The organism is Mycobacterium sp. E796 (assembly GCF_001672815.1).
Taxonomy (GTDB): Bacteria; Actinomycetota; Actinomycetes; order Mycobacteriales; family Mycobacteriaceae; genus Mycobacterium.
Map to the genome: position 1 here is coordinate 1 of NZ_LZKK01000137.1, position 8,783 is coordinate 8,783.

An 8,783-nucleotide genomic window follows, 5' to 3' on the forward strand; every position below is an offset into this window, starting at 1 on the left:
TTCTGTCTCGGCTTCCGCACCAAGATTCGCTTCCGCACCAAGGATCGCAGTGTCGGCGTCGGCCGGCGGGTATCCCGAGACCGGCACCGGGCGGCCGGGAAGCAGCACATAGATGGATGTGCCCGGGGGTTGGCCTCCCGGCACGGTGTCCTCGACGCGGAGCAACCCGCCGTGGCTTTGCACCACCTTTTTGACGATCGCCAACCCCAGCCCCGAGCCCGGCATCGCCCGCGCCGTCGTCGACCGGTAGAAGCGCTCGAACACCAGGCGGCGCTCGTGCACCGGGATGCCCGGACCCTCGTCGGAGACCACCAGCTCGGCGTGCGTCGGGTCGAGTTGCCGCAGCCTGATGCCGACGCGCCCACCGGAGGGGCTCCATTTCGCCGCGTTGTCCATCAGGTTCAGCACCGCGCGCGACAGCCCCGCTGCGTCGCCGTAGACCTGCCAGCCGATCGCCTCGACGTCGAAGCGAATGTCGTTGCGCCGCCGCCTGACTCGTTCCAGGCTGCGATCGATCACCTCGGACATGTCGACGACCTCGTGCACCACCTGACTGGCGTCGTCGCGGGTGAGGTCGACCAAATCGCCCACCAGCGTGGACAATTCCTCGATCTGCGCGATCACGTCCGCGCGCAGGTCGACCATCTCCTGCTCGGGCAGCCGCGGCGCCCCCGGTTCCATCGAGGCCATCAGCAGCTCGACGTTGGTGCGCAGCGAGGTCAGTGGGGTGCGCAATTCGTGGCCGGCGTCGGTGACCAGCCGCGCCTGCCGCTCCCGCGATTCGGCCAGCGCCCGCAGCATCAAGTTGAAAGCCTCTGTGAGCCTTGCCAATTCGTCGCTGCCGAACACCGGGATGGGCCGCAGGTCGTCGGTGCGCGCCACCCGCTCGGCGGCTTCGGTCAGCCGGGCCACCGGACGCAGCCCCGCGCGGGTGACCATGCCCCCGGCCACCGCCGCGACCGCGACGCCGACGCCGCCGACCATCAGCAGCACCCAGCGCAGCTTGGTCATGACCGCCTCGGTGGGCTTGAGGCTCTTGGAGATCAGCAGTGAACTGCCGTTGGGCAGGTGGATGGCCAGGATTCGCTGGTCCGAGGCGGTGCGGCGGGACATGAACAGTTCGCCGTTGATTACGGCCTTCTCGGCGGTTCCGACGGGCAGGATCTGGCCCGGTTGGTTGGCGGTGTAGATGGAGCGGCCCGGGTTCACCAGCATGGCGTTGACGTCCGAGTACGCGGTGCCCTCGATGGCCTTGCCCGGGTCGGCGGCCAGCGAGCCGCTGGCGATCAGCAGCTGCGCCCGGCTCTGCAGTTGGTTGTCGATGTCGTTGTAGAGCGCGGCCGAGATCACGGCGTACACGGCGAACGACATCAGCACGACGACCATCGCGACCATCGACATCGCCAGCAGCATCACCCGCCACCGCAGCGACAACGAGCTGGTGGGGCGCAGCGGTGCGCGCCGGCGCCGACGGAGCCGGATCATCGTTGGTGGTGGCTCATCACGGTGGCGTCTCCCGAAGGACGTATCCCACCCCTCGGACAGTATGGATCAGTCGCGGCTCACCATCGGCTTCGGTTTTGCGGCGCAGGTAGCCGACGTAGACCTCCAGCGCGTTGCCGGAGGTGGGAAAGTCGAATCCCCAGACCTCCTCGAGGATGCGGCTGCGGGTGAGCACTCGGCGCGGGTTGGCGATCAGCATCTCGAGCAACGCGAACTCGGTGCGGGTCAGGCTGATGCAGCGCTGGCCGCGGGTGACCTCGCGGGTCACCGGGTCGAGGCTCAGGTCGGAGAACGTCATGGCCACCGACTCGGCGGCATCGTCGGGCTTGGTGCGCCGCAGCAGCGCCCGCATGCGGGCCAGCAGCTCTTCGAGCGCGAACGGCTTCGGCAGGTAGTCGTCGGCGCCGGCGTCCAGGCCCGCGACCCGCTCGGAAACCGAATCCCGAGCGGTGAGCACCAGGATCGGCAGGTCGTCGCCGGTGCTGCGGAGCTGGCGGCACACCTCGAGGCCGTCCAGCCGCGGCATCATCACATCCAGGACGAGGGCGTCGGGCCGGTCGCTGGAGATCATGTCGAGGGCCTCGACCCCGTCGTGGGCGAGTTCCACCGAATAGCCATTGAACGAAAGCGACCTGCGCAGCGACTCGCGCACCGCGCGATCGTCGTCGACGACAAGTATGCGCACGGCCACCAGTTTCGTCCTAGCGCCTGAGAGCGGGCTGAGAGGCGCGCCGGGTATTTGCCGAGATTAGCGCTTGTCGAGATCGATGAGACCGAGCCGGGCCGCCTTGAGCAGCCGGCGAGGCACCTTGTGCTTCTGGCCTGCGACGTTCACGCCGACGAGTTCGGTCTTCGTGGCCTTCCACTGCGAGCGCCGGCTTCGGGTATTCGCGCGCGACATCCTGCGCTTGGGTGTGGCCATGGTCGGGCCTAACTCCTCGTTCGGGCTTGATGGGGCATGTCGCGGGGCGTGGCCGGTCGGGCCGAACGTGCGACGATTGCCTATCAGGATAGTCGGTGGCCTGGCTGGTCTCCAAAACGGCGCCGGCCGTCGGCCGGGCGTCCTTGACGCGGCACCGCGGGTACCCGCTAACCTACCGAGTGGTTGGTTGGTTCGCGGTCACCGATATGCCCACGAATGGAGGACACGCATGGCCTCTGCTTCCGGGCCTTCTGGCGCCGTCGGCGCTGTCCGCATCGCGAACTGTTCGGGCTTCTACGGCGACCGGCTTTCGGCCATGCGCGAAATGCTCACCGGCGGGGACGTCGACTACCTCACCGGCGACTACCTGGCCGAACTGACCATGCTGATCCTGGGCCGCGACCGGATGAAGCACCCGGAGCGCGGCTACGCCAAGACCTTCCTGACACAGCTCGAGGACTGCCTGGGTGAGGCGCGCGACCGCGGGGTGCGGATCGTCGCCAACGCCGGCGGCCTGAACCCCGCCGGCCTGGCCGACGCGATCCGCGCGCTCGCCGAGCGCCTGGGCGTCCCGGCCCGCATCGCGCACGTGGAGGGCGACGACCTGTTGCCCCGCGCGGCGGAGCTGGGCCTGGGCACGCCGCTGACCGCCAACGCCTACCTGGGCGCGTGGGGCATCGTGGACTGCCTGAACGACGGCGCCGACGTCGTCGTCACCGGGCGGGTCACCGACGCCTCGGTGATCGTCGGGGCGGCGGCGGCCCACTTCGGCTGGGCCCCCACCGACTACGACCGGCTCGCCGGCGCCGTCGTCGCCGGCCACGTAATCGAATGCGGCGTGCAGGCCACCGGCGGCAACTACTCGTTCTTCACGGAGATCCCGGACCTGACCCACGCCGGCTTCCCGCTGGCCGAGGTGCACGCCGACGGCTCCTCGGTCATCACCAAGCACCCCGGCACCGGCGGCCTGGTCAGCGTCGACACCGTCACCGCGCAGTTGCTTTACGAGATCACCGGCGCCCGCTACGCCAACCCCGACGTCACCGCCCGCATGGACACCGTCGAACTGAGCGCGGACGGCCCGGACCGGGTACGCATCAGCGGCGTCCGCGGCGAACCGCCGCCGCCCACGCTGAAGGTGTCGCTGAACAGCATCGGCGGGTTCCGCAACGCCATGACGTTCGTGCTGACCGGCCTGGACATCGAGGCCAAGGCGGACCTGATGCGCCGCCAGCTCGAGTCCGCTTTGACGGTGAAGCCGGCGGAGCTTCAGTGGTCGCTGGCGCGCACCGACCGACCCGACGCCGACACCGAAGAGGCCGCCAGCGCCTTGCTGCACTGCGTGGTCCGCGACCCCGACCCCGCTAACGTGGGACGCCAGTTCTCTTCCGCGGCAGTCGAACTGGCGCTGGCCAGTTACCCCGGCTTCCACGTGACGGCGCCGCCCGGCGAGGGTCAGGTCTACGGCGTGTTCACCCCGGGCTACGTCGACGCCAAGGAGGTCCCGCACATCGCCGTGCACGCCGACGGCGCCCGTGTCGACATTCCTTGCGCCAGCGACACTTTGGAGCTGGCTCCCGCCGACTCCCCGCCGTTGCCCGAGCCGTTGCCGGCCGGTCCGGTGCGCAGGACGCCGCTGGGCCGCATCGCGGGGGCCCGCAGCGGCGACAAGGGCGGGTCGGCCAACGTCGGGGTCTGGGTGCGCACCAACGACCAATGGCGTTGGCTGGTCCACACCCTGACCGTCGGGAAGCTCAAGGAGCTGCTGCCCGAGGCGGCCGACTTCGACGTCACCCGCCATGTGCTGCCCAACCTGCGCGCGGTGAACTTTGTCATCGACGGCATCCTGGGCCAGGGCGTCGCCTACAACGCGCGATTCGATCCCCAGGCCAAGGGGCTGGGCGAATGGCTGCGCGGCCGCTACCTCGACATCCCGGAGAACCTCCTATGAGTATCTGGACCACCCCCGAGCGCGAACAGCTGCGAAAGACGGTGCGTTCGTTCACCGAACGCGAGATCCTGCCGCACGCCGACGAGTGGGAGCGCACGGGCGAGCTGCCGCGCGATCTGCACCGACGGGCCGGGGCGGCCGGGTTGCTGGGCGCGAGCTTTCCCGAGTCGGCCGGCGGCGGGGGCGGCGACGGCGCCGACGCGGTGGTTATCTGCGAGGAGGTGCACCAGGCAGGCGCGCCCGGCGGCGTGTTCGCGTCGCTGTTCACCTCCGGCATCGCGGTACCGCACATGATCGCCTCGGGCGACGCGCGACTGATCGACACCTTTGTCCGGCCCACGTTGGCCGGCGAGAAGATCGGTTCGCTGGCCATCACCGAGCCCGGCGGCGGGTCCGACGTCGGGCACCTGCGGACCAGCGCGGTGCTGGACGGCGACCACTACGTCGTCAACGGGGCGAAAACCTACATCACCTCCGGGGTCCGCGCCGACTACGTCGTGACCGCGGTGCGCACGGGAGGCCCTGGGGCCGCCGGGGTTTCGCTGCTGGTGGTCGAGAAGGGAACGCCCGGCTTCGAGGTGACCCGCAAGCTGGACAAGATGGGCTGGCGGTCCTCCGACACGGCCGAGCTGTCCTATACCGATGTGCGGGTGCCGGCGGCCAACCTGGTCGGCGCGGAGAACAGCGGATTCGCCCAGATCGCCCAGGCGTTCGTGTCCGAGCGGATCGGCCTTGCCGCGCAGGCGTATTCGAGCGCCCAGCGGTGCCTGGACATCACGGTGGCCTGGTGCCGCGACCGGGAGACATTCGGCCGCCCGCTGATCTCGCGGCAGTCGGTGCAGAACACGCTGGCCGAGATGGCCCGCCGCATCGACGTCGCGCGGGTGTATGCGCGCAACGTGGTCGAGCGCGAGCTCGCGGGCGAGACGAACCTGATCGCGTCGGTGTGTTTCGCCAAGAACACCGCCGTCGAGGCCGGCGAATGGGTGGCCAACCAGGCCGTGCAGCTGTTCGGCGGCATGGGCTACATGGCCGAATCCGAAGTCGAACGCCAATACCGGGACATGCGGATCCTGGGCATCGGCGGAGGCACCACCGAGATCCTGACCGCACTGGCCGCCAAAACCCTGGGGTACCAATCGTGATTGCACCGCCTCTCCCCCTCGCCGCTGCGCGGCTGGGGGCACCCCCACCTCATCGCTCCGCTCTGCATCGTCGGCGGTGGCTGTGACCATCCTGCAGTCCACCCTCGACCCGACCTCCACGACCTTCACCGACGCGGCGTCGACCGCGGCCGAACGGCTCGAGGAGATCGACGCCGAGCTCGCCAAGGCGCTCGCCGGCGGAGGCGCAAAGTACGTCGAGCGGCACCACGCCCGCGGCAAGCTGACCGCCCGGGAACGCATCGAGCTGCTCGTCGACCCGGACTCGCCGTTCCTGGAGCTCAGCCCGCTGGCCGCGTACGGCAGTGCCTTTCAGATCGGCGCCAGCACGGTCACCGGCATCGGCGTGGTCTCGGGCGTGGAATGCCTGATCGTCGCCAACGACCCCACCGTCAAGGGCGGCACCAGCAACCCGTGGACGTTGCGAAAGATCTTGCGCGCCAACCAGATCGCGTTCCAGAACCGGCTTCCGGTGATTTCGCTGGTGGAATCCGGCGGGGCCGACCTGCCCACCCAGAAAGAGATCTTCATCCCCGGCGGGCAGATGTTCCGGGACCTGACCCGGCTCTCGGCGGCCGGCATCCCGACCATCGCGCTGGTCTTCGGCAACTCCACCGCCGGCGGGGCCTACATCCCCGGCATGTCCGACCACGTGGTGATGATCAAGGAACGCTCGAAGGTGTTCCTCGCCGGTCCCCCGCTGGTCAAGATGGCCACCGGGGAAGAGTCCGACGACGAGTCGCTCGGCGGCGCCGAAATGCACGCCCGCACTTCGGGGTTGGCGGACTACTTCGCCGTCGACGAGCTGGACGCGATCCGCATCGGGCGGCGCATCGTATCGCGGCTGAACTGGGTCAAACAGGGACCCGCGCCCGGGCCGATCACCGAGCCGCTGTTCGACGCCGAGGAACTGATCGGCATCGTGCCGGCCGACCTGCGCATCCCGTTCGACCCGCGTGAGGTGATCGCCCGCATCGTCGACGGTTCGGATTTCGACGAGTTCAAGCCCATGTACGGGTCGTCGCTGGTGACCGGCTGGGCCCGGCTGCACGGCTATCCGCTCGGAATTCTGGCCAACGCGCGCGGGGTGCTGTTCAGCGAGGAGTCCCAGAAGGCCACCCAGTTCATCCAACTGGCGAACCGCTCCGACACACCATTGTTGTTCCTGCACAACACCACCGGCTACATGGTCGGCAAGGACTACGAAGAGGGCGGGATGATCAAGCACGGCTCGATGATGATCAACGCCGTGTCCAACTCGACCGTGCCGCACATCTCGCTGATCATCGGCGCATCCTATGGCGCCGGGCATTACGGCATGTGCGGCCGGGCCTACGACCCTCGATTCCTGTTCGCCTGGCCCAGCGCCAAATCCGCGGTGATGGGCGGCGCCCAACTCGCCGGCGTCCTGTCGATCGTGGCCCGGGCGGCCGCCGAAGCCCGCGGGCAACAGGTCGACGAGGAGGCCGACGCCGCGATGCGCGCCGCCGTCGAGGGCCAGATCGAGGCCGAGTCGCTCCCACTGGTGCTCTCCGGCATGCTCTACGACGACGGCGTGATCGACCCCCGCGATACCCGCACCGTGCTGGGAATGTGTTTGTCCGCCATCGCCAATGGCCCGATCAAGGGGACGTCGAACTTCGGCGTCTTCCGGATGTGAGCCCCATGGTCACTCGAGTGCTGGTCGCCAACCGGGGCGAGATCGCCCGACGGGTGTTCGCCACCTGCCGTCGGCTCGGCCTGGGCACCGTCGCCGTCTACACCGAACCCGACGCCGCCTCCCCGCACGTCGCCGAGGCCGACGCCCGGGTGCGGCTGCTCAACACCAACGACTATCTGAACGCGGAAACGATCATCGCCGCGGCCCGCGCGGCCGGCGCCGACGCGGTCCATCCCGGCTACGGATTCCTTTCGGAAAACCCGGAATTCGCCGCCGCCGTGCAGGGCGCGGGGCTGACCTGGGTCGGACCGCCGGTGGACGCGGTGCGCGCGATGGGCTCCAAGATCGAGTCCAAGAAACTGATGGCCGCCGCGGGCGTTCCGGTGCTCGAGGAGCTGGACCCCGACACGGTCACGGACGCTCAGCTGCCGGTGCTGGTCAAGGCGTCGGCGGGTGGCGGCGGTCGCGGCATGCGGGTGGTGCGCGAATTGTCTGCCCTGGCGGGCGAAGTCGCGGCGGCGCGGCGCGAGGCCCAGTCGGCGTTCGGCGACCCGACCGTGTTCTGCGAGCGCTACCTGCCGACCGGGCACCACGTCGAGGTCCAGGTCCTCGCCGACACCCACGGCACCGTGTGGGCGGTGGGCGAACGGGAATGCTCAATTCAGCGCCGCCACCAGAAGATCATCGAGGAGGCGCCCTCACCCCTGGTCGAACGCACCCCGGGCATGCGCGCCAAGCTGTTCGATGCGGCCCGGCTGGCCGCCGGCGCCATCGGCTACACCGGCGCCGGGACGGTCGAGTTCCTCGCCGATGATGACGGCGAGTTCTACTTCCTCGAGATGAACACCCGGCTGCAGGTCGAGCACCCGGTCACCGAGGAGACCACCGGGCTGGACCTGGTCGAGCTACAGCTGGACGTCGCCGCCGGCGGTCGCCTGCCGGCCGACCCCCCTGCGGCCCAGGGGTATTCGATCGAGGCCCGGCTCTACGCCGAAGACCCCGCGCACGGCTGGCAGCCGCAGGCCGGACCGGTGCACACGATCGACGTGCCGGCGGTCCGGGCCGAGTTCGGTGCGCTGGGCCACCGGACCGGGATCCGGCTGGACTCCGGGATCGTCGACGGATCGGTGGTCTCGATCCACTACGACCCGATGCTCGCCAAGGTCATCTCCTACGCCCCGACGCGGCGGCAAGCCGCGCTGGTGCTGGCCGACGCGCTGGCCCGCGCCCGCCTGCACGGCGTGCGCACCAACCGCGAACTGCTGGTGAACGTCCTGCGCCATCCGGCGTTCCTCGACGGCGCCACCGACACCGCGTTCTTCGACACGCACGGCCTGGCGGAACTGTCCGCACCGCTGGCCGACGACGCCACGATCCGGCTCTCCGCCGTCGCCGCGGTAGGTCTTGACCTGGTAGCCCGAAGCCAGGTTGCGCCAGCCGCTGGGCAGGGATCCGAGGACCCCGGAGGCCTTCGCGGTGGCGCGGTTGTGCGCGGCGTCGGCAAGGGCCGCGGCGACGGCGGAGAGCCGGATCGTGGCGTCGTCGGCCAGCGGTGCGGACAGTTCCGCCAGGCCGTGCGCGGTG

The 8,783-nt window shown here is 69.8% G+C and carries 7 protein-coding genes; 4 read left to right on the top strand and 3 right to left on the bottom strand.

From position 1 onward, the window contains the following. The 3 genes from A5706_RS10605 to rpmF all read right to left on the bottom strand — a co-directional run. Positions 1-1,485, bottom strand: a 1,485-nt coding sequence (locus A5706_RS10605) for a HAMP domain-containing sensor histidine kinase (protein WP_068129942.1), incomplete at its 3' end; no start/stop codon positions are given. A gap of 16 nt (positions 1,486-1,501) precedes the next feature. Next, positions 1,502-2,188, bottom strand: a complete 687-nt coding sequence (gene mprA, locus A5706_RS10610; protein ID WP_068129951.1) for a two-component system response regulator MprA — start codon at positions 2,186-2,188, stop codon at positions 1,502-1,504. A 63-nt stretch (positions 2,189-2,251) separates the two neighbouring features. Beyond that, positions 2,252-2,425: a 50S ribosomal protein L32 gene (gene rpmF, locus A5706_RS10615; protein WP_066942127.1), complete on the bottom strand. Its 174-nt coding sequence runs from the start codon at positions 2,423-2,425 to the stop codon at positions 2,252-2,254. A 229-nt stretch (positions 2,426-2,654) separates the two neighbouring features. On the opposite strand from rpmF, the gene A5706_RS10620 reads away from it, so the two are divergent. The 4 genes from A5706_RS10620 to A5706_RS10635 all read left to right on the top strand — a co-directional run. Then, a complete protein-coding gene (locus A5706_RS10620) occupies positions 2,655-4,376 on the top strand; it encodes an acyclic terpene utilization AtuA family protein (protein WP_068129945.1) in 1,722 nt (573 codons plus the stop codon). Continuing rightward, complete coding sequence (locus tag A5706_RS10625) at positions 4,373-5,521, top strand: acyl-CoA dehydrogenase family protein (RefSeq protein WP_068129947.1); 1,149 nt, start codon at positions 4,373-4,375, stop codon at positions 5,519-5,521. The genes A5706_RS10620 and A5706_RS10625 overlap by 4 nt, the downstream gene beginning before the upstream one ends. 88 nt (positions 5,522-5,609) lie before the next feature. Continuing rightward, on the top strand, positions 5,610-7,199 hold the full coding sequence (locus A5706_RS10630) for an acyl-CoA carboxylase subunit beta (protein WP_156767053.1): 1,590 nt from the start codon (positions 5,610-5,612) through the stop codon (positions 7,197-7,199). Between the two features lie 5 nt (positions 7,200-7,204). Beyond that, a partial coding sequence (locus A5706_RS10635; RefSeq protein ID WP_231985162.1) for an acetyl/propionyl/methylcrotonyl-CoA carboxylase subunit alpha occupies positions 7,205-8,783 on the top strand: 1,579 nt, incomplete at its 3' end.

Coding starts and splice junctions, on each gene's coding strand:
- A5706_RS10620 (WP_068129945.1), top strand. CDS start 2,655: ATGGCCTCTGCTTCCGGGCCTTCTGGCGCCGTCGGCGCTGTCCGCATC.
- A5706_RS10625 (WP_068129947.1), top strand. CDS start 4,373: ATGAGTATCTGGACCACCCCCGAGCGCGAACAGCTGCGAAAGACGGTG.
- rpmF (WP_066942127.1), bottom strand. CDS start 2,425: ATGGCCACACCCAAGCGCAGGATGTCGCGCGCGAATACCCGAAGCCGG.